The organism is Streptomyces sp. NPDC048185 (assembly GCF_043202495.1).
Classification (GTDB): Bacteria; Actinomycetota; Actinomycetes; order Streptomycetales; family Streptomycetaceae; genus Streptomyces.
Window position 1 is genome coordinate 502,754 of sequence record NZ_JBIDAN010000003.1, and the last position, 19,433, is coordinate 522,186.

General features: G+C 73.0%; 19 protein-coding genes. 14 read left to right on the top strand and 5 right to left on the bottom strand.

Annotation, left to right across the window (positions count from 1 at the left end; all coding sequences use genetic code 11):
- The first annotated feature begins 57 nt into the window (after window positions 1–57).
- The 3 genes from ACGF3H_RS12865 to ACGF3H_RS12875 all read left to right on the top strand — a co-directional run bounded on the left by ACGF3H_RS12865 (window position 58) and on the right by ACGF3H_RS12875 (window position 2,008).
- Window positions 58–1,341: an adenylosuccinate synthase gene (locus tag ACGF3H_RS12865; RefSeq protein WP_362486617.1), complete on the top strand. Its 1,284-nt coding sequence runs from the start codon at window positions 58–60 to the stop codon at window positions 1,339–1,341.
- Between the two features lie 77 nt (window positions 1,342–1,418).
- Window positions 1,419–1,622: a hypothetical protein gene (locus ACGF3H_RS12870; protein WP_362486619.1), complete on the top strand. Its 204-nt coding sequence runs from the start codon at window positions 1,419–1,421 to the stop codon at window positions 1,620–1,622.
- Between the two features lie 95 nt (window positions 1,623–1,717).
- Window positions 1,718–2,008 carry a hypothetical protein gene (locus ACGF3H_RS12875; RefSeq protein WP_362486620.1) on the top strand — a complete coding sequence of 97 codons (291 nt, stop codon included), beginning with the start codon at window positions 1,718–1,720 and terminating at the stop codon, window positions 2,006–2,008.
- A gap of 14 nt (window positions 2,009–2,022) precedes the next feature.
- On the opposite strand, the gene ACGF3H_RS12880 is transcribed toward ACGF3H_RS12875, so the two are convergent.
- The 3 genes from ACGF3H_RS12880 to ACGF3H_RS12890 form a co-directional block, all read right to left on the bottom strand.
- Entirely contained in the window at window positions 2,023–2,673 is a 651-nt protein-coding gene (locus ACGF3H_RS12880) for a hypothetical protein (protein ID WP_362486621.1), read from the bottom strand.
- Between the two features lie 141 nt (window positions 2,674–2,814).
- On the bottom strand, window positions 2,815–3,510 hold the full coding sequence (locus ACGF3H_RS12885; RefSeq protein ID WP_362486657.1) for a GntR family transcriptional regulator: 696 nt from the start codon (window positions 3,508–3,510) through the stop codon (window positions 2,815–2,817).
- Window positions 3,511–3,625: 115 nt separating this feature from the next.
- The gene (locus ACGF3H_RS12890; protein WP_362486623.1) at window positions 3,626–4,981 is read right to left on the bottom strand and encodes an aspartate aminotransferase family protein; all 1,356 of its coding nucleotides are present in this window, start codon (window positions 4,979–4,981) and stop codon (window positions 3,626–3,628) included.
- A 166-nt stretch (window positions 4,982–5,147) separates the two neighbouring features.
- On the opposite strand from ACGF3H_RS12890, the gene ACGF3H_RS12895 reads away from it, so the two are divergent.
- From ACGF3H_RS12895 to ACGF3H_RS12905, 3 genes are all read left to right on the top strand, one after another.
- Entirely contained in the window at window positions 5,148–5,771 is a 624-nt protein-coding gene (locus tag ACGF3H_RS12895; protein ID WP_362486625.1) for a DJ-1/PfpI family protein, read from the top strand.
- Window positions 5,768–6,232 carry a MarR family transcriptional regulator gene (locus ACGF3H_RS12900; RefSeq protein WP_362486627.1) on the top strand — a complete coding sequence of 155 codons (465 nt, stop codon included), beginning with the start codon at window positions 5,768–5,770 and terminating at the stop codon, window positions 6,230–6,232. Before ACGF3H_RS12895 ends, ACGF3H_RS12900 begins: the two co-directional genes overlap by 4 nt.
- Before the next feature lie 77 nt (window positions 6,233–6,309).
- Window positions 6,310–8,595 (top strand): protein kinase, encoded by a 2,286-nt coding sequence (locus ACGF3H_RS12905; protein WP_393816483.1) that lies wholly within the window; start codon window positions 6,310–6,312, stop codon window positions 8,593–8,595.
- A 170-nt stretch (window positions 8,596–8,765) separates the two neighbouring features.
- Here the strand turns inward: ACGF3H_RS12905 and ACGF3H_RS12910 are convergent, their stop codons facing one another.
- Complete coding sequence (locus tag ACGF3H_RS12910; protein WP_362490081.1) at window positions 8,766–9,518, bottom strand: SLATT domain-containing protein; 753 nt, start codon at window positions 9,516–9,518, stop codon at window positions 8,766–8,768.
- Window positions 9,519–9,793: 275 nt separating this feature from the next.
- Here ACGF3H_RS12910 and ACGF3H_RS12915 point away from each other — a divergent pair, with 275 nt between their 5' ends.
- The 7 genes from ACGF3H_RS12915 to ACGF3H_RS12945 all read left to right on the top strand — a co-directional run bounded on the left by ACGF3H_RS12915 (window position 9,794) and on the right by ACGF3H_RS12945 (window position 16,186).
- Window positions 9,794–10,135 carry a YbaB/EbfC family nucleoid-associated protein gene (locus ACGF3H_RS12915; protein ID WP_362490085.1) on the top strand — a complete coding sequence of 114 codons (342 nt, stop codon included), beginning with the start codon at window positions 9,794–9,796 and terminating at the stop codon, window positions 10,133–10,135.
- A 59-nt stretch (window positions 10,136–10,194) separates the two neighbouring features.
- On the top strand, window positions 10,195–10,794 hold the full coding sequence (gene recR, locus ACGF3H_RS12920) for a recombination mediator RecR (protein ID WP_133888666.1): 600 nt from the start codon (window positions 10,195–10,197) through the stop codon (window positions 10,792–10,794).
- Window positions 10,787–11,446, top strand: coding sequence for a DUF5063 domain-containing protein (locus ACGF3H_RS12925; RefSeq protein WP_362490088.1), 660 nt, complete (start codon window positions 10,787–10,789; stop codon window positions 11,444–11,446). Before recR ends, ACGF3H_RS12925 begins: the two co-directional genes overlap by 8 nt.
- Before the next feature lie 195 nt (window positions 11,447–11,641).
- Window positions 11,642–12,919, top strand: coding sequence for an aspartate kinase (locus ACGF3H_RS12930; protein ID WP_362490091.1), 1,278 nt, complete (start codon window positions 11,642–11,644; stop codon window positions 12,917–12,919).
- Window positions 12,919–13,995, top strand: a complete 1,077-nt coding sequence (locus tag ACGF3H_RS12935) for an aspartate-semialdehyde dehydrogenase (protein WP_362490093.1) — start codon at window positions 12,919–12,921, stop codon at window positions 13,993–13,995. The genes ACGF3H_RS12930 and ACGF3H_RS12935 overlap by 1 nt, the downstream gene beginning before the upstream one ends.
- A gap of 470 nt (window positions 13,996–14,465) precedes the next feature.
- Entirely contained in the window at window positions 14,466–15,041 is a 576-nt protein-coding gene (locus ACGF3H_RS12940; RefSeq protein WP_362490492.1) for a SigE family RNA polymerase sigma factor, read from the top strand.
- Window positions 15,042–15,130: 89 nt separating this feature from the next.
- On the top strand, window positions 15,131–16,186 hold the full coding sequence (locus ACGF3H_RS12945; RefSeq protein ID WP_362490095.1) for a hypothetical protein: 1,056 nt from the start codon (window positions 15,131–15,133) through the stop codon (window positions 16,184–16,186).
- A gap of 49 nt (window positions 16,187–16,235) precedes the next feature.
- Here ACGF3H_RS12945 and ACGF3H_RS12950 read toward each other — a convergent pair whose 3' ends face one another.
- Window positions 16,236–17,054, bottom strand: coding sequence for an SURF1 family protein (locus ACGF3H_RS12950; protein ID WP_362490098.1), 819 nt, complete (start codon window positions 17,052–17,054; stop codon window positions 16,236–16,238).
- A gap of 122 nt (window positions 17,055–17,176) precedes the next feature.
- On the opposite strand from ACGF3H_RS12950, the gene ACGF3H_RS12955 reads away from it, so the two are divergent.
- The gene (locus tag ACGF3H_RS12955) at window positions 17,177–19,036 is read left to right on the top strand and encodes a prolyl oligopeptidase family serine peptidase (RefSeq protein ID WP_362490100.1); all 1,860 of its coding nucleotides are present in this window, start codon (window positions 17,177–17,179) and stop codon (window positions 19,034–19,036) included.
- Window positions 19,037–19,433: the final 397 nt, after the last annotated feature.

Genomic DNA, 19,433 nt, shown 5'->3' on the forward strand with positions numbered 1-19,433 from the left:
CCCCTCCGCGTACGCCCTCGACCATGGACATGCCCCGCCCGGAAGGGGTGTACGCGCGTGCCCGCACTTGTGCTGCTCGGTGCTCAGTGGGGTGACGAAGGCAAGGGAAAGGCGACGGACCTGCTCGGTGGTTCCGTCGACTATGTGGTGCGCTACCAGGGCGGCAACAACGCCGGCCACACGGTAGTCGTGGGCGACCAGAAGTACGCCCTGCACCTGCTCCCTTCCGGGATTCTCTCCCCCGGCTGCACGCCGGTCATCGGCAACGGTGTCGTCGTCGACCCGTCGGTCCTGTTCTCCGAGCTGAGCGGGCTGAACGAGCGCGGCGTCGACACGTCCAAGCTCCTGATCAGCGGCAACGCTCACATCATCACGCCGTACAACGTGACCGTCGACAAGGTGACGGAACGCTTCCTCGGCAAGCGCAAGATCGGCACCACGGGGCGCGGCATCGGCCCGACCTACGCCGACAAGATCAACCGCGTCGGTATCCGCGTCCAGGACCTGTACGACGAGTCGATCCTCACCCAGAAGGTCGAGGCGGCGCTCGACGTCAAGAACCAGATGCTCACCAAGCTCTACAACCGGCGCGCGATCGCCGTCGACCAGGTGGTCGGGGAGCTGCTGGGCTACGCGGACAAGCTCCGCCCGTACGTCGCCGACACGGTCCTGGTCCTCAACCAGGCCCTGGAGCAGGACAAGGTGGTCCTCTTCGAGGGCGGCCAGGGCACGCTCCTCGACATCGACCACGGCACGTACCCCTTCGTGACCTCGTCGAACCCGACCGCGGGCGGCGCCTGCACCGGCGCCGGCGTGGGCCCGACGAAGATCAGCCGCGTCATCGGCATCCTCAAGGCGTACACGACCCGCGTCGGTGCCGGCCCGTTCCCGACCGAGCTGTTCGACGAGGACGGCGAGGCCCTGCGCCGCATCGGCGGCGAGCGGGGCGTGACGACCGGCCGTGACCGCCGCTGCGGCTGGTTCGACGCGGTCATCGCCCGCTACGCCACCCGCGTGAACGGCCTGACCGACTTCTTCCTCACCAAGCTCGACGTCCTCACCGGCTGGGAGCAGATCCCGGTCTGCGTGGCGTACGAGATCGACGGCAAGCGCGTCGAGGAGCTGCCGTACTCGCAGTCCGACTTCCACCACGCGAAGCCGGTCTACGAGATGCTGCCGGGCTGGAGCGAGGACATCAGCAAGGCGAAGACCTTCGCCGAGCTGCCGAAGAACGCGCAGGCGTACGTGAAGGCGCTCGAGGAGATGTCCGGCGCCCCGATCTCCGCGATCGGCGTGGGCCCGGGCCGGGACGAGACGATCGAGATCAACTCGTTCCTGTAGGCCCTCCGGGTTCTCCTGGCTGCCGTTCGGCCCTCCCGGCCGGGCGGCAGCCCGCGGCACGGTGTGGGATCGGAGCCATGACCGACCGCGACCGGGCCGCTTCCTGCCAGGGCCCGTACGGCGCCGAGGGCGGTGCCCCCGGGGACTGCGGCGACCCGGCCCGCTTCGAGGTCGCCCGGTACCGCCACCCGCCGCTGACGGTGTGTCCCGTCCACCTGGGCCCGGCACTGCTGGTGGCCGAGGGGGTGCTCTGGCCGCCGGAGATCCGCCTGATCCGCTGACCCCGGCCGCGCCCGCGGAGGGGCGCATGCCCCGCGCCGCGCACGGGCATAGGCTGAAGCCGTACACGACGCGTCGGCAGGAGAAGGTGAGTGCGATGCGCGTGATGCTCAAGGCGACGCTGGACACGGAGAAGTCGAACGAGGCCATCCGCAGCGGGAAGCTGCCCGAGCTGATCAGCCGGGCGATGGCCCACCTCGAGCCGGAAGCCGCCTACTTCGGTCCCCTCGGCGGCCGGCGGACGGCCATCATGGTCTTCGACATGCAGGACAGCTCCGAACTGCCGCCCGCCGGTGAGCCGTTCTTCCGGGAGCTGAACGCCGAGATCGAGGTCTCCCCGGTGATGAACGCGGAAGACCTGCAGAAGGGACTCTCCCAGCTCGGCTGACCGGCCCGCACCGGTCAGCTGAAGACGATCATCGACCCCTGCGCCAGGCTCCGCGTGGCCGCCGTGTGCAGCCCCAGCCACACATGGCGTTCGCGGGCGAAGGGGCTGGGATCGTACGGCGCCGCCACGGCCGGCTCCTCCAGCTCCGTCGGGCCGAGCGGCGGCTGCGGCGGCGCCGGCGGGTTGACCGGGTCGATGCCGAGGGCCGGGGCCACGGCCTCCAGCTCCCGCAGGAGCGTGTGCGAGGAACCCAACGGGCCGCCGTTCGCCAGGAGTTCGTCACTGGAGAGCGGATGCGGGAAGTCGACCGGGACGTAGGCGCCCGCGTGGTCGTAGTGCCAGACCAGGTGCGACTGCTGGGCCGTCGACTCGAACATCTCCAGCAACTGCTCGTAGTCCCCGCCGAGTTCGTCCACCGGCGTCACCGGCAGTCCGCACACCTGGAGCAGGTACGCCCGGCGCAGGAAGTGCAGCGCGTCGTAGTCGAAACCGGCGACCGGGGCGACCTCGCCGGACAGGCCCGGCATGTACTGGTACACCGGCACCGGTGGCAGCCCGGCCTCGGCGAGCACCTTGTCGTATTGCGCGAGTTCCTCGGCGAACGGGTTGTCCGGCGTGTGGCACAGGATGTCGACGAGCGGTACCAGCCACAGGTCACAGGCCAAAAGGGGGCTCCTCACACAGCACGGTGGTCAAGGAAGCGTAGTCGGTGCGTGGTGCGTGCAGGTCCCATACCCACCTGGGGCCGGGCCACGACACGTCGGACGTTGGTCATCGGCCGGTTCCCGCCGCCGCGCGTGCGCCGCTCAGCCCTCGGTGAGCCGCTCGATGAGGGCGAGGGAGTGGGCGTTGTAGGCGTCGACGAGCGCGCGGGCGCCCGGGGCGTCGCGGCGGGCGAGGGCGTCGACCAGTTCGGTGTGCCCGGACCACAGGGCGCCGCGCAGGTCGCTGAGCCGGCGCAGGTGCTGCACCGTGCACACCCAGCTCTGCACGCGCAGCCGGTGCAGGAAGTCGGACAGGTAGGGGTTGCCGAACAGGACGGCCAGCTCCCGCCAGTAGCGCAGGTCGTAGCCGATGAGGACGGTGAGGTCACCGGCCACGGCGGCGCGCTGGGCCTCCTCGCCGCGCCGGCGCACCCCCGAGAGGGCGGCGACCAGCCGCTGGCCGTCGGGGATCCGCAGCCCCTGGTGGTCCGCGGCGAGGGCGACGAACATCCCGTCGGTGACGAGGCTGCGGGCCTCCACCATGCCGCGGAAGTCGGCGACGGAGTACTCGTGCACGCGGAAGCCGCGGTGGTGGTCGGTGTCGAGGAGTCCCTGCGCGGACAGATCGACCAGGGCCTCGCGCACGGGCGTCGCGGACACCCCGTACTGCTCGGCGATCTCCTTGACGGTGAACTCCTGCCCGGGCCGCAGCCGCCCGGCCAGCACCTCGTCGCGGAGCGCGTCGGCGATCTGGCGCCGCAGGGTGCTGCGCGTGACGGCGCCGCTGGGGCCGGGCATGGTCGGGCGTTCTCCTCGTCGGGTGCGGGCGGCGTGCTCGTACACCTGGTCGGCGTGTACGAGCACGTCACCTTACGCGCCCGTGGCGCCCGCGGGGCCGGTCGGCCGGCGGGGCCTACTCCGTGTACTCGTCCGCCACGGACAGTGCCGTGTCCAGCGCCGTCAGGCCCTCCTTGAGCTCCGCCTCGCCGACGTTGCACGGCGGCACCACGTGGGTCCGGTTCATGTTCACGAACGGCCACACGCCGTGGGCCTTGGCGGAGGCGGCGAACGCGGCCATCGGCGTGTTGTCCTGCCCGGTCGCGTTGTAGGGCACCAGCGGCTCCCGGGTCTCCCGGTTCTTCACCAGCTCCAGCGCCCAGAACATGCCGGTGCCGCGCACGTCGCCGACGCTCGGGTGGCGCTCGGCCAGCTCCCGCAGGGCCGGCTCGACGACCTCGGCACCGAGCCGGGCCGCGTGCTCGACGATGCCCTCCTCGGCCATCACCTCGATCGTGGCGACGGCGGCGGCACAGGCCAGCGGGTGCCCGGAGTACGTCAGCCCGCCCGGGTAGGGCCGCTCGGCGAACGTCTCGGCGATCCTCGCGGAGATCGCGACCCCGCCCAGCGGGACGTAGCCCGAGTTCACGCCCTTGGCGAAGGTCATGAGGTCCGGCACGACGTCGTACAGGTCCGCGGCGAACCACGTGCCGGTGCGGCCGAAGCCGGCCATGACCTCGTCCAGGACGAAGACGATCCCGTACTTGTCGCATATCTCGCGCACCCCGGCCAGGTAGCCGGCCGGGGGCGTCATGATCCCCGCCGTGCCCGGGATCGTCTCCAGGATGATCGCGGCGACGGTTGCCGGCCCCTCGAAGACGATCGTCGACTCCAGGTGCTCCAGCGCCCGCGCGCACTCCTGCTCCTCGGTCTCGGCGTAGAAGCGCGAGCGGTACAGGTACGGCGCCCAGAAGTGCACGACACCGGCCGTGCCGCTGTCGGAGGCCCAGCGGCGCGGGTCGCCGGTGAGGTTGATCGCCTGCTGGGTGCCGCCGTGGTACGAGCGGTACGCCGACAGCACCTTCGGCCGGCCGGTGTGCAGCCGCGCCATGCGCACGGCGTGCTCGACGGCGTCGGCGCCGCCGTTGGTGAAGAAGATCTTGTCCAGGTCGCCGGGCGTCCGCTCGGCGATCAGCCGTGCCGCCTCCGAGCGCGCCTCGACGGCGAACGCGGGCGCGAACGTCGTCATCCTCGCGGCCTGCTCCTGGATCGCGGCGACGACCTTGGGGTGCTGGTAGCCGATGTTGGTGTAGACGAGTCCGCTGGCGAGGTCGAGGTAGCGCCTGCCGTCGTAGTCCCAGAAGTACGACCCTTCGGCGCCCGCGACGGCGAGCGGGTCGATGAGCTCCTGTGCGGACCAGGAGTGGAAGACGTGCGCACGGTCCGCGGCCTTCACGGCGGCGCCGGCCTGGGGATTGGGCTGAGGGGTCATGCGGCCGAGGGTAGATGTCCGCGATGCGGAAGCGGAATCGGCGTCCTGTATGTGGTCGGGGGCTTTCCGCGACAGGTTGTCGACGCGGTGGGGGCCGGGATTGCATTGACAGCATCCTGTCGAAGTGACAGCCTTCTGTCATAGGCCTTTGCTCCGAGGAGGAGTCATGAACGGCACCACGAACGGCACCCGCAAGCCCGTCCACCTCGCCGTGTACGACACGCTCGCCGACTGGGAGACCGGCCACGCCACGGCCCACCTGGCCCGCGGCGGGTACGAGGTCCGCGCCGTCGGCCCCACCACCGCCCCCGTCACGAGCATCGGCGGCCTGCGCGTCCAGCCCGACCTGGCCCTGGCCGGCCTGCGCCCCGAGGACAGCTCCCTGCTGATCCTCCCGGGCGCCGACCTGTGGGACACCTCGGACGGCCTCGCCCCCTTCGCCCGCACCGCCCGCGCCTTCCTGGACGCCGGCGTCCCCGTCGCCGCCATCTGCGGCGCCACCGCCGGACTCGCCCGCGAGGGCCTGCTGGACGACCGCGCGCACACCAGCGCCGTCTCCTTCTACCTGGCGGCGACCGGCTACGCGGGCGGCGAGCGGTACGTCGAGGCCGACGCGGTCACCGACGGCGGCCTGATCACCGCCGGTCCCACCGAGCCGGTCGCCTTCGGCCGCGAGGTCCTCGGCCTCCTCGGCGTGTACCAGGGCGAGGTGCTCGACGCCTGGTACCGGCTCTTCCACGACTCCGACCCGGCCGCGTACGCCGTACTGGAGAAGGCGGGCGCCGCGTGAGCCGCAGGCGCCAGGACCTCCTCAGCCGCAGCGCCCTCGGCGTCTTCCGGCTCAACGGCCAGTTCCTCGCCGTCGCCGAGGAACTGGCCCGCCCCGCCGGACTCACCGCCGCCTGGTGGCAGGTGCTCGGCGCGGTGCTGCCCGAGCCGCTGCCCGTCTCCGGGGTCGCGCGCGCCATGGGCATCACCCGGCAGAGCGTGCAGCGCATCGCCGACCTGCTGGTGGAGCGCGGCCTCGCCGAGTACCGGACCAATCCGGCGCACCGCCGCGCCAAACTCCTCGCGCCGACCGACGCGGGCCGCGCCGCCGTCTCCCGGATCGGCCCGGGGCACGCGGCTCTCGCGGACCGGCTGGCCGAGGCCTGCGGCGGCGAGGCGGAACTGGCGGCGGCGGTCGAGATCCTCGAACGCCTGTCGAAGACGCTGGACGAACTCGAGGGCCCGCCTGTTACGCAACCGTAGACAAGGCCGCCTCCCCCCGGGCCCACCCCGCACTATCCTCGGGATGTTGCTCACGTGCGGGGGGAAGGCGGCGCAACATGCACAAGCTCGGGGACGGGGACCCGCGGCAGATCGGGGCCTACCGGCTCCTGGGGCGGCTCGGCGCGGGCGGCATGGGACAGGTCTACCTCGCCCGGTCGGACCGGGGACGCACCGTCGCGGTGAAGCTGGTGCGCGAGGAACTGGCCGCGCAGGAGGAGTTCCGCCAGCGGTTCCGCCAGGAGGTCGAGTCCGCGCGCCGGGTCGGCGGGTACTGGACGGCGCCCGTGCTGGACGCCGACACCGAGGCCGCCGTGCCGTGGGTCGCCACCGGGTACGTCGCCGGGCCCAGCCTCCAGCAGGTCGTCGGGCACGACCACGGCGCCCTCCCGGAACGCTCGGTACGGACCCTGGCGGCCGGGCTCGCGCACGCCCTCCAGGACATCCACGCCGCCGGCATCGTGCACCGTGACCTCAAGCCGTCCAACGTGCTCGTCACCATCGACGGCCCCCGCGTGATCGACTTCGGCATCGCGCGTGCGCTGGAGACGGTGACCGACGGCGGGCTCACCCGCACCGGCGCGCTCGTCGGTTCGCCCGGCTTCATGGCGCCCGAGCAGGTGCGCGGCGACCGGATCACGCCCGCCTGCGACGTCTTCTGCCTCGGCTCCGTCCTCGCCTACGCCGCCACCGGCGACCTGCCCTTCGGCACCGCGAACAGCGGCGTCCACGCGCTGATGTTCCGCATCGCGCAGGAGGAACCCGATCTGGAGGGCGTGCCCGAGGGCATCGCCGACCTGGTCCGCGACTGTCTGAAGAAGGATCCGGCGGCGCGTCCCTCCCTCGCCGCGGTGCTGGAGCGCACGGGCGCGCAGGACACCGTGTCGGAGGGCCGCTCCCGAGACCCCTGGCTCCCCAGCGCGCTGGTGGCCCAGCTCGGCCGCCACGCGGTGCGGCTACTGGACACGGAGAACCCGGAGTTCACAGCAGCTCCGGCCCCCACGGCGCCGCCCCCTTGGGCACCGGGGGCACCGGCTCCGTTCCCCGCGGCAACGGGGGGACCGGCCCAGGGGTCACCGGCGCAGGGGTCACCGGCCCCGGGGGCACCGATCCCGGGGGTGCCGGCTCCGTTCTCCGCGGCGCCGGGATCGCCGGGAACGGGGCCGGGGGCGTCTGGTTCGTCGGCCCCGTTCCCCGCGGCCCCGGGGTCACCGGCACCAGGGTCGCCGGCCGCCGCGGGCTCCGTCCCTGGGGATCGGGCCGCCGCCGACCTCGCCGCCGGGGCGCCTGCCGTCCCGGGCTCCGCGCCCTGGGACCGCGCCGCCGCGGGCTCCGGTGCCGCCGGGTCCGGCCCCGCCCACCCCGGGCGGCCGCCCGCCCAGGACCCCGCCGAACCGTCTCCGGCCCCGGACCCCGGCGACCCGGATCCGGGTGCCGCCGGCACTCCGGGGCCGCCGCCCCCGCGCCGGCCGGGCAGCGGTGCGCCGACCAACCACCTGCCCACGCTGGTCGCGGGCGGCCCCGGCGTCCCCGCACCCCCGCCCACGAACCCCACGCCCGCGCACGGCCACCCGCAGCAGCACCCCTCCCACCCGCCCGCGCACGGCTACGCCCCGGCACCCGCCTGGGTCCAGCCGCCCGGACCGCAGGGGGCGCCGCCCCAGTACCACCCCTATGGCGGCCTCGGTTCCACCCCGCCCTACGGGCCACCGCCCGGCTCCACCCCGCCGTACGGGCCCCCGCCCCACGGGCCGGCCCAGGAACCGTCCCGGAGGGGCCGCTCCACCGCGCTGCTGGTCGTCGTGGCCCTGGTCGTCGCGCTCGGCGCCGGCGGCACGGTCTACGCGCTGATGAGCGGCGGCACGAAGGACGACGGGGCCGGCGGTGACCCGACGACGTCCGCGACCGCACCCGAGACCACGGGCACCGACACGGCCGGACCGGCCCCGACGAACGGCACGCCGAGCGCGCCGGAGACCTCGGCCTCCCCGGACGGCACGGTCCCCGCGGCCTACCTGGGCACCTGGACCACGACCATCGACAACGCCTCCGGGGTGCACACCCGCCGGCTGACCGTCCAGCAGGGGGAGGTCGGCGACACGGTCATGTCCCTCGTCGCCGACGGCCCCGCCGGCAACAGCACCTATCACTGCGTCTTCGAGGCCGACCTGACCGCCGACCCGGGCACGGACGGCCCCCTGCGCCTGGGCCCCTCCACGGTGACCACGGGCCCGGCCGCGTCCTGCACCCCGGGAGAACCCACCGAGGTCACGATCCTGCCCAACGGCACCCTCACCCGCACCAACACCACAACAGGCGAAACCCTGACCTACACCCGCGAGTAGCGGCGGCCCGTGCCGTCCTCGCTGCGGGCAGCCGTGCCGCCGGGGCGATGGGGGAGGGTGGGCGCAGCGGCACCCCGCAACACCGGGCCGCGCGACTCACCCCGCCCCCGCACCGGCACCCGCCGCCCCGTCAGCTCCGGACCACGGGAGCCCCCGTCACCGCCCGCCCCTCACCGCGGCTCCGGCGGCCGCTGCCGAGGCATGTTCGGCCGAGTCCCGTTCGCCGCCACCGAGAACCTCCCCGGCACCCCCGCCCCCACGTCCGGCCGCCCCCCACCGCTCCCCACCGACTGCAGCCCCAGCGGCGCCGACCCGGTCCGGAAGTCCACCATCCAGTCCGCCGTCTCCGCCCGCACCAGCTCCGTGACGTCCTCCGAGAACTTCCGCAGCACCCCCAGACACCGCTCGGCCGCCTCGCTCGCCGTCCCGTCGGCCGGCCCCAGCACCTCCCGGACGCTCTCCGACGCCCAGTCGAACTGGAGCGCCTGGAGCCGCCGCTGCACCGCCTGCGCCGTCGCCACGTCCCGCATCCACCCGGCCGTCACCCCGAAGTACCGGTCCCCGGCCACGCACGCCACCCCGAGCAGCAGCGCGAGATACCCCCAGGGCCAGACCCCGCCCGCGACCCCCGTCATGTCCAGCAGCGGCAGCGCGGCCCCGGCGAGCACCCCCAGCGCGGCCCCGCCGCGCAGCAGCCGTGCTCCCCGCCGCTTCCCCACCCGGTCCGTGAGATACCAGGCCGCCGTCTCCAGCGCGCCCTGCTCGACCCACCGGTACAGCTCGTCCAGCCGCTCGGCGGGCAGCGCCCAGTCGCCGAGCGGAAGCGCCCGTCCGGTCAGGTCGCCCGGACCCGGCCCGGCCGCTCCCTCGCCGCGCGGCCCGTCCTGCGGCGGCCCCTCGGGCTGCATCTCCGGCTGACCCACCCGGCACTCCCTACTGCTCACCGTCCGTGAAGACCTCGCGGCGCTCCTGCGGCACCCGCGGCCGACGCGCCGGACCCTTCCTACCGCCCAATGGGTGGCGAAGACCCGGTATTGGCCTTTTATCCGCCCGGAAGAGGGCCTTGATCAGGTATGGGGCGCCCGCTCGACTCACTCGAAAGAGTGCTGGGGCGAGGGCCGCCCGGACCACGTAGGCTCGTGCCGAACGGGAAAAACCCGCCGCGACAGCGCGGCGACAGCGGTGACAGGAGCTGAACGTGATCCCCGGTGGTGGCCAGCCCAACATGCAGCAGCTGCTCCAGCAGGCCCAGAAGATGCAGCAGGACCTCGCGAATGCGCAGGAGGAACTGGCGCGGACGGAGGTCGACGGACAGGCGGGCGGCGGCCTGGTGAAGGCCACCGTCACGGGCTCCGGCGAGCTGCGCGGCCTCAGGATCGACCCGAAGGCGGTGGACCCGGAGGACACCGAGACCCTCGCCGACCTGATCGTCGCCGCGGTGCACGCGGCCAACGAGAACGCGAAGGCTCTCCAGGAGCAGAAGCTGGGCCCGCTCGCCCAGGGGCTGGGCGGCAGCGGCATCCCCGGCCTGCCTTTCTAAGACGGGCCGCGGGCCTCTACCGTACGTAGTGCAGGAACCTCAGGAAGGACGGCAGTCCGTTGTACGAAGGCGTGGTCCAGGACCTCATCGACGAGCTGGGGCGGCTGCCCGGCGTCGGTCCCAAGAGCGCGCAGCGGATCGCCTTCCACATCCTCCAGGCGGAACCGACCGACGTACGGCGCCTCGCCCAGGCCCTCATGGAAGTGAAGGCCAAGGTCCGCTTCTGCGCGACCTGCGGCAATGTCGCGCAGGAGGAGCAGTGCAACATCTGCCGCGACGCACGCCGTGATCCTTCCGTCATCTGCGTGGTGGAAGAACCGAAGGACGTCGTCGCCATCGAGCGCACCCGTGAGTTCCGCGGCCGGTACCACGTGCTCGGCGGCGCGATCAGCCCGATCGACGGAGTGGGCCCGGACGACCTCCGCATCCGTGAGCTGCTCGCCCGCCTGGCGGACGGCACGGTCACGGAACTCATCCTGGCCACGGACCCGAATCTGGAGGGCGAGGCCACGGCCACGTACCTCGCCCGCATGATCAAGCCCATGGGCCTCAAGGTCACCCGCCTGGCCAGCGGCCTCCCGGTGGGCGGCGACCTGGAATACGCGGACGAGGTGACCCTCGGCCGCGCCTTCGAGGGGAGACGACTCCTAGATGTCTGACGCCACGCTGCACGCGACCAACCAGAACCCCGACGACTTCGCGGTCCAGATCGCCGACCAGATCGAGAGCTTCCTGGTCGCGGTCACCGAGGTGGCCAAGGGCGACGAACCGGACTCGGCCGTCCCCTTCCTCCTTCTCGAGGTCTCCCAGCTCATGCTGGCCGGCGGACGCCTGGGCGCCCACGAGGACATCGTCCCCGACGAGCGGTACGAGCCCGACCCGGGCCCGGAGCTGGACGTGGACGAGCTGCGCGAGAACCTCGCCCGCATCCTGGACCCGATCGACGTCTACTCCGAGGTCTTCGACCCCTACGAGCCGCGCAGGGCCGCGGTCCCGGCCCGTATCTCGGACGACCTCACCGACGTCATCACCGACCTCCGCCACGGCATGGCCCACTACAAGGCGGGCCGCACCACGGAGGCGCTGTGGTGGTGGCAGTTCTCCTACTTCTCCAACTGGGGCTCCACGGCGTCGGCGACCCTGCGCGCCCTCCAGTCGGTGGTCGCCCACGTCCGCCTGAACCAGCCGCTGGAGGAGCTGGACGGCCTCGACACCGACCAGGACCCCGGCGACGACGCCCTGGAACGCGAGGCGGGCCGCGTCATGGTGGAGGAGATCGCGGGCCCCCTGGGCCTGCGCCCGGTCACGTAGCCCCCCGCTTGTGAACGTGTGACACAGGGCACTTTTCCGAGTGACCCGCGCCTGCCTGGGCATGAGCCTGCCTGGCGGCCCGGAGGTCTCACCATGCGATACCGCAGGGGGGAATTTCGGACGCTCGATAGAATGAACCGACCGCAGGTACAGGTACGTACGTGCGGAAAGAGACGGATTGAGCGAGGAGCGCACGTGGGCCTTGTCGTGCAGAAGTACGGAGGCTCCTCCGTAGCCGATGCCGAGGGCATCAAGCGCGTCGCCAAGCGGATCGTGGAAGCGAAGAAGAACGGCAACCAGGTGGTCGCCGTAGTTTCCGCGATGGGCGACACGACGGACGAGCTGATCGATCTCGCCGAGCAGGTTTCCCCGATCCCTGCCGGGCGCGAGCTCGACATGCTGCTGACCGCCGGTGAGCGTATCTCCATGGCCCTGCTGGCCATGGCGATCAAGAACCTGGGCCACGAGGCCCAGTCGTTCACGGGCAGCCAGGCAGGTGTCATCACCGACTCGGTCCACAACAAAGCCCGGATCATCGACGTCACGCCGGGCCGCATCCGCACCTCGGTGGACGAGGGCAACATCGCCATCGTGGCCGGTTTCCAGGGTGTCAGCCAGGACAGCAAGGACATCACCACGCTGGGCCGCGGCGGGTCCGACACCACGGCCGTCGCCCTCGCCGCCGCGCTCGACGCGGACGTCTGCGAGATCTACACGGACGTCGACGGCGTCTTCACCGCCGACCCGCGCGTGGTGAAGAAGGCGAAGAAGATCGACTGGATCTCCTTCGAGGACATGCTGGAGCTCGCCGCCTCCGGTTCCAAGGTGCTCCTCCACCGCTGTGTGGAGTACGCCCGCCGGTACAACATCCCGATCCACGTGCGGTCCAGCTTCAGCGGACTGCAGGGCACGTGGGTCAGCAGCGAGCCGATCAAGCAAGGGGAAAAGCAGGTGGAGCAGGCCCTCATCTCCGGAGTCGCGCACGACACGTCGGAGGCCAAGATCACGGTCGTCGGCGTGCCGGACAAGCCGGGCGAGGCTGCCGCGATCTTCCGGGCGATCGCCGACGCCCAGGTCAACATCGACATGGTCGTGCAGAACGTCTCCGCCGCCTCCACGGGCCTGACGGACATCTCCTTCACCCTGCCGAAGTCCGAGGGCCGCAAGGCCATCGACGCGCTGGAGAAGAACCGCTCCGGCATCGGCTTCCACTCGCTGCGCTACGACGACCAGATCGGGAAGATCTCGCTGGTGGGCGCCGGGATGAAGACCAACCCGGGCGTCACCGCCGACTTCTTCACCGCACTGTCCGACGCGGGCGTGAACATCGAGCTCATCTCGACCTCCGAGATCCGCATCTCGGTCGTCACCCGCAAGGACGACGTGAACGAGGCCGTGCGCGCCGTGCACACCGCCTTCGGTCTGGACTCCGACAGCGACGAGGCCGTCGTCTACGGAGGCACCGGGCGCTGATGTCCGCCATCCAAGGCGCCGGGCGCACCGGACGGCCGACCCTGGCCGTCGTCGGAGCGACCGGCGCCGTCGGTTCGGTGATGCTCCAGATCCTGTCCCAGCACGCGGACATCTGGGGTGACATCCGACTGATCGCCTCACCCCGCTCGGCCGGCCGCAAGCTCACCGTGCGCGGTGAGGAGGTCGAGGTGGTCGCCCTCACCGAGGAGGCCTTCGACGGGGTCGACGTCGCCATGTTCGACGTGCCCGACGAGGTGGCCGCCCGGTGGGCGCCGGTCGCCGCCGCCAAGGGCGTGGTGGTGGTCGACAACTCGGGCGCGTTCCGGATGGACCCGGACGTGCCCCTCGTCGTGCCCGAGGTCAATCCGCACGCCCTGCGGATGCGGCCGCGCGGTATCGTCGCCAACCCCAACTGCACGACGCTGTCGATGATCGTGGCGCTGGGCGCGCTGCACGCCGAGTTCGGTCTGCGCGAGCTGGTCGTCTCCTCGTACCAGGCGGTGAGCGGGGCCGGCCGGGACGGTGTGGACACGCTGCGCCGGCAGCTGTCGCTGGTGGCCGGCACCGAGCTGGGGACGCACCCCGGCGACGTGCGGCGGGCCGTCGGCGACGACACCGGACCGTTCCCGGAGCCGGTCGCGCTGAACGTCGTCCCGTGGGCCGGTTCGCTGCGCGAGGACGGCTGGTCGTCCGAGGAGATGAAGGTGCGGGACGAGTCCCGCAAGATCCTCGGACTGCCCCAGCTGCCGGTGGCGGTGACGTGCGTTCGGGTCCCCGTGGTCACCACGCACTCCCTGACCGTCCACGCCCGCTTCGAGGACGAGGTCACCGTCGACAGGGCGCGGGAGATCCTGGCCACCGCGCCCGGCGTCGTCCTCTTCGACAACCCGGCCGCCGGTGAGTTCCCCACCCCCGCCGACGTGGTGGGCACCGACCCCACCTGGGTCGGCCGGGTGCGGCGGGCCCTGGACGACCCGACGGCGCTCGAACTCTTCGTGTGCGGGGACAACCTGCGCAAGGGCGCCGCGCTGAACACCGCTCAGATCGCGGAGCTGGTGGCGGCCGAGTTCGGCTGAGCGGGCCTGCGCGGTAAAAAGCCCTGGCCGCCGTGGGGTTCGTTTGTAGGATCCGTGAACACGATGTGATCCGGTAGTGGGCCCGAACCACTTGTATCCGGCACCTGTGGCATCAGAGGATTTCCTCCCCGCCCTCCGCAACCGTGCGGTGGGCGGGGAGCGTCTTTGCGGTCACCCATTCGGGGCGCGGGGCGCGTGGAGCGGCGCGGGGACGCCGAGGGCGGGCGTGGGGACGCTCGTTCACATGGGACATAGGGGAAGAGCGGGACGATGAGGGCCTATGACGCACCGTCTGCCGAGTGGCCGCCCGGCAGACGCGGGAACGTGACGCCCGGCACGTACAACCCTCATGGGGGCGGGCGTGTCCAACTGGCGTGGCAGAGGTACTCGAATTCACCGCAGCGCGTGGCCCCGCCGTGCGGGCCCCCGTCCGGCCGGTCCGTCCCCGTACGGCCCGCGCGGCCGGTGGCATGCCGGTGATCGCGCCGATGCCCGCAGCGCGGCCGGCCCGCATGACGGACCAACTCGACGGCGCCGACGACGTCGTGGCGGCGGGCACCACCGTCGACCACCTCACCGAGACCTACCGCGCCCACTACCGGTCGCTGCTCGGTCTCGCCGCCCTCCTCCTCGACGACACCGCCTCCTGCGAGGACGTCGTCCAGGAGGCCTTCATCCGCGTCCACTCGGCGCGCAAACGCGTGCGCGACCCCGAGAAGACGCTGGCCTACCTGCGGCAGACCGTCGTCAACCTCTCGCGTTCGGCCCTGCGCCGCCGCATCCTCGGCCTCAAGCTGCTCTCGAAGCCCATGCCGGACATGGCGAGCGCGGAGGAGGGCGCCTACGACCAGCTGGAGCGCGACTCCCTGATCAAGGCGATGAAGGGACTGCAGCGCCGCCAGCGCGAGGTCCTCGTGCTGCGCTACTTCGCCGACATGACCGAGGCACAGGTCGCCGAGACGCTCGGCATATCGCTGGGCTCGGTCAAGGCGTACGGATCGCGCGGTATCGCGGCGCTCAGGGTGGCGATGGAGGCGCCGGCATGAGCGACGGCGACCACACACGCCGTGACGCCCCCGAGGGTCACGAGCCGGCCGGGCAAGATCCGAAGCACACGCACGCTGGGAACGGAACTGTGAACCACGGCCCCGCCGACCAGGGCCCCGACACCCCGGGGCCCGCCGGGCTCGCCCCCGACGAGCTGGCGCTGCGCAGGATGCTGCACAGCGCCGTGCAGGACATGGAGCCGAGCGACGGCACCCTGGACCACCTCCGCCGGGCGGTGCCGGCCCGGCGGGCCCGCAAGCGCCAGGCCGCCGTCGGCATGGCCGCCGCCGCCCTGTTCATCGGCACGGCGGTGCCCGCTCTCGTCCACGTGTCCAACGCCACCGGCCCCGGCGCGGACCCGTCCGTCGCGGGCAACGCCTCACAGGCGCAGGGCGGCACCAGCCAGGGCAAGGACCCGGCCGGCGGCCAGAGCGGCATCGCCGGTTCCTCCGGGCAGCCCGAGGGCAAGGAGAAGTCCGGCCCGACGGAGACGCCGAAGGGCGAGGAGACCGGCTCCGCCGCGGGGTCGGCCACCGGCGTCGGGCCCTCCGCCAGCAGCCCCGCCGACCTCCCGCCGTGCACCGCGCAGCAGCTCGGCCCGGCCGTCGCCGGGAGCGCGGCCCCCGACTCCGCGGGCGCCGTCTACGGCTCCTTCCGCGTCACCAACGTCTCCTCGGACGGCTGTACCGTCACCGGCCCCGGCAGCGTGGCCGTCACCCCGCAGGGCGCGGCGGACCCGGCCGGCATCGGCACGGCACGGCACGTCGCCGGCGACGCCGCGGCCGCGCTGCCCGACCCGTCGCTGGAGTCGGCCTCGCTGACGCTGGCGTCGGGTGCCTCCTACGAGGTGCAGTTCGCCTGGGTGCCCTCGGAGACCTGCCCGACGACCGGCGGCACCACGGGAGGCGGCACCGGCGATCCCACGCCCGACCCGTCGCCCAGCGAGGAGCCGACCGCCACCACCGGCACGTCCACGGGCGGCGACACCGGCACCACGACGCAACTGGTCACCGAGGAGGGCCCGGCCGACGGCAGCGTGACGGTCTCGTACACCCCGGAGGGCGGCTCGGGGCCGGCCGCGGTCACGGTGCCCGACGCGTGCGCGGGGACGGTGTACTGGACGGGAGTGCTCGCCGGGACGTGACCGGGGCCCGGCGGCGGCCCGCGCCCGGGCGGCCGGGGGGCCTGCGGGCTCAGACGCCGGACGGGCTGCGGCGGGGCTCCTGCCCGGCGTCCGCGTCGGCGGTGTCCTCGTCCGGGGCCAGACCCAGCTCGGCGTCCCGGGCGAGCTCCGTCTCCCGGCGCAGCAGCCGGAACCACATGAAGACGACGAAGCCGACGAAGGCGAACCACTCGGCGGTGTAACCGAGGTTCTGGAAGGCCTTCAGGTCCAGGCCGGTGTTCTGCGGCGCGCTCACCGGCACGGCGCGCATCCCGGAGTCGCCCTCGTTGAGCGTGACCCACGCGTCGTACACGTCGTACGGCACGAGGTTCACCAGCGACGCCGCGCTGATCGCGCCGGTCTGGCCCTCGGGCCACCCGGAGCGGGAGCTGACGCCGTTGTCGCCGGGCGTCTCGGACGCCTGGAGCGCGCCGGTGACGGTGACCTCGCCGGTGGGCGGGGCCGGGACCTTCGCCGGGTCCGGGTCGCCGGGCAGCCAGCCCCGCACGACGGCCAGCGCCCGGCCGGTGTCGGTGCGCAGCAGGGTGAGGACGTAGTAACCCGTCCGGTCGTCCAGCTTCCGCTCCGGCACGAGCAGCTGGTCGCCGTACCGGCCGCTCACGGTGGTCTGCCGGCCGACCGTCGCCTTGTCCACGGGCAGCAGCCGGGCCAGCGGGAGGGCCGACTCGTGCCGGGCCGACTCCGTCCGGGTGGTGGCGCTGTGGTGGTCCTGCACCCGGTCCTCGAACCGGCCCAGCTGCCAGGACCCCATGAAGATGCAGAAGGGGATGGCGAGCACGACGAAGACGTTGATTCCCCACCATCGGGGGGTCAGCAGAAACCGGTACACGCCCTCCACGGTACGGGGCGCGCGCCGGCGGCCCGCCCGCGGGGCTGTGGATCGGGGCGAGGTTGTCCACAGGCTGGGGATCTGATCTGCGCGTCGGCGGCGCGGCGGGGCACTATGGGGCCATGACTGAGAGCAACGGGTCCGTCTCACCGGATCAGCAGGGCACGCGGGGCGTACGGGACGGCGTGCGGGGACAGGACGAGGGGATGCCGGACTGGGAGAAGCGGTTCCGCGCGCCGCGGGTCTCACTGCCCGACTGGGCCGATGACGCGCCGCACCGCTCCCTGTTCGTGTCGAACGCGACGGGGACGTACGAGCTGTACGCCTGGGACCGCTCGACCGGCGAGCAGCGGCAGGTCACGAACCGGCCCAACGGCACGACCGACGGCGTGCTCTCCCCGGACGGCGCGTCGATCTGGTGGTTCGACGACAAGGACGGCGACGAGTTCGGCGTCTGGCGCCGCCAGCCCTTCGTGGGCGGCGAGGACGAGTTGGCGGTGCCGGGCCTCGACCCGTCCTACCCGGCCGGTCTCGCCCTCGGCCGGGACGGGCGGACGGCGGTGGTCGGCCGCTCGACCGACGAGGACGGCACGACGATCCACCTCGCGCGCGAGGGCGACGCCCCGGCGGAGATCTACCGCCACCGCGAGTCGGCGGGCGTCGGCGACCTCTCCCACGACGGCACGCTGATCGCGATCGAGCACACCGAGCACGGTGACGCCATGCACTCCGCGCTGCGCGTGCTGCGCCCCGACGGCACGACGGTCGCCGAGCTCGACGACACCGACGGCGGCGAGAAGGAGCTGGGCCTGGAGGTCCTGGGCTTCGCCCCCGTCCACGGCGACACCCGCCTGCTCATCGGGCACCAGCGCCGGGGCCGCTGGGAGCCCCTGGTGTGGGACGTGGCGACGGGCGAGCAGACGGACCTCGCGCTGGAGCTGCCCGGCGACGTCAGCGCCGAGTGGTACCCGGACGGCAGCGGCCTGCTGATCGTGCACGGCTTCGAGGCCCGCAGCGAGCTGTTCCGCTACGACATCGCCGGGCGCGAGCTGGTGCGGATCGAGACCCCCGCGGGCACCGTCTCCGGGGCGACGGCCCGCCCCGACGGCAGCGTGGAGTACCTGTGGTCGTCGGCCGCCGAGCCGTCGGCGGTGCGCTCCACGACCGGTCGGGTGGTGCTCGACCCGCCCGGCATGAAGTCGCCCGGCTCGGTGCCGGTGGAGGACGTGTGGGTGGAGGGCCCCGGAGGCCGCGTCCACGCCCTGGTGCAGAGGCCGGCGGGCGCGACCGGGCCGCTGCCGACGGTCTTCGACATCCACGGCGGGCCGACCTGGCACGACAGCGACTCCTTCGCCGCGGGCCCGGCCGCCTGGGTCGACCACGGGTACGCGGTGGTCCGCGTCAACTACCGCGGCTCCACGGGGTACGGCCGGGCCTGGACCGACGCCCTCAAGCACCGGGTCGGCCTCATCGAGCTGGAGGACATCGCGGCGGTCCGCGAGTGGGCGGTCACCTCGGGGCTCGCCGACCCCGCCCGCCTGATCCTCACCGGCGGCTCCTGGGGCGGCTACCTCACCCTCCTCGGCATCGGCACCCAGCCCGAGGCGTGGGCCCTGGGCATCGCCGCCGTACCGGTCGCCGACTACGTCACCGCGTACCACGACGAGATGGAGGGCCTGAAGGCCCTGGACCGCACGCTGCTCGGCGGCACCCCCGAGGAGGTCCCCGACCGCTTCGAGGCGTCCTCGCCCCTGACCTACGTCGACCAGGTCAAGGCCCCGGTGTACATCTCCGCGGGGGTCAACGACCCGCGCTGCCCGATCCGCCAGATCGAGAACTACGTGGAGTGCCTGGAGGCGAGAGGCGCGGTCCACGAGGTCTACCGCTACGACGCGGGCCACGGCTCCCTGGTGGTCGACGAACGCATCAAGCAGGTAGCCCTGGAACTGGACTTCGCAACGAGGCACCTCCCACAGGGGTAACCCCGACCGTCCCGCGGCGCGGCCTTCTTGGCTGCCCCCGTCGACCTGAGGCGCGGCTTCTCGGCTGACCGGGTCTCCCGGAGGGCGCGGCTTCTCGGCCGAGCGGTCCGGCCGGGGTGCGGCTTCTCGGCCGAGCGGTCCGGCTGGGGTGCGGGTTCTTGGCCGAGCGGTTCGGCTGGGGTGCGGGTTCTTGGCCGAGCGGTTCGGCTGGGGTGCGGGTTCTTGGCCGAGCGGTTCGGCTGGGGTGCGGGTTCTTGGCCGAGCGGTTCGGCTGGGGTGCGGGTTCTTGGCCGAGCGGTTCGGCTGGGGTGCGGGTTCTTGGCCGAGCGGTTCGGCTGGGGTGCGGGTTCTTGGCCGAGCGGTTCGGCTGGGGTGCGGGTTCTTGGCCGAGCGGTTA